General features: G+C 74.0%; 2 protein-coding genes. Both read left to right on the top strand.

Annotated elements, in window-relative coordinates:
• The coding region (locus tag VB737_RS17075; protein ID WP_500314730.1) for an urease accessory protein UreE at positions 1 to 387 on the top strand (387 nt) is incomplete at its 5' end.
• On the top strand, positions 384 to 877 hold a 494-nt coding region (locus VB737_RS17070), incomplete at its 3' end, for an urease accessory protein UreF (protein WP_500314728.1). The genes VB737_RS17075 and VB737_RS17070, both read left to right, overlap by 4 nt.

The raw sequence follows: 877 nt of genomic DNA, 5'->3' as shown, positions 1-877 counted from the left end.
CATCGCCGCAGCGCCTGTGGGCGGGACCTGCTGCTGCAGCTGCCCCGGGGCGCGGCCCTGGAGCCCGGCGACCGGCTGGCCCCGGAGGCCGGTGGGCCCCTGGTGGTGGTGGAAGCCGCCCCTGAGCCGCTGATGGTGGTGCGAGCCGCCGATGCCCTGGCCCTGCTGCAGGCGGCCTATCACCTGGGCAACCGCCACGTGGCCATGGAGCTGCACCGCGACGAGTTGCGCCTGGGGGTCGACAGCGTGCTGGAGGATCTGCTGCGCCATCGGGGGCTGACCGTGGAGCGCATCAGCGGACCGTTTCTGCCCGAAGCCGGGGCCTACGAACCGTCCGGCCACGCCCACCAGCACGATCATGGTCATCACGGCCATTCCCACCCATGAGCCTCGACCGGCTGCGGCTGTTCCAGCTCGTCAGTCCCGCCCTGCCGGTGGGGGCGTTCAGCTACTCCGAAGGTCTGGAGGTGCTCGTCCAGGCCGGGGAGCTGGGCGATGCCGAGGCTGTGGCCCACTGGCTGGAGGCGGAACTGGCCCGGGGGGCACTGGCGATCGAGGCCGCCAGCCTGGGCCGGCTGATGCAGGCGCTCAGCCGATGGCGTGAGTTCCCGGAGGGGCCGGCCCGTGCAGAGGTGCTGGAGCTGGACGGCTGGCTGCTGGCCCAGCGGGAGGCGCCCGAGGTGCGGGCCCAGCAGCGCCAGATGGGCCGCTCCCTGCTGCAGCTGCTGGCCGACCTGGCCCTGCCCCTGCCCGGGGATGGGTCCCAGCGTCTGGCCTGGCCGGCGGCCTGGGCCTGGGCCGGGGTGGCCCTGACCATCGCGCCCCAGGAGCTGGTCGAGGCCTACCTCTACGGCTGGGTCGCCACCCAGCTCAGCGC

It is taken from the genome of Synechococcus sp. BA-120 BA3 (assembly GCF_034931285.1).
In the GTDB taxonomy this organism is placed as follows: Bacteria; Cyanobacteriota; Cyanobacteriia; order PCC-6307; family Cyanobiaceae; genus Cyanobium.
This window is presented reverse-complemented; position numbering and strand designations above follow the sequence as displayed.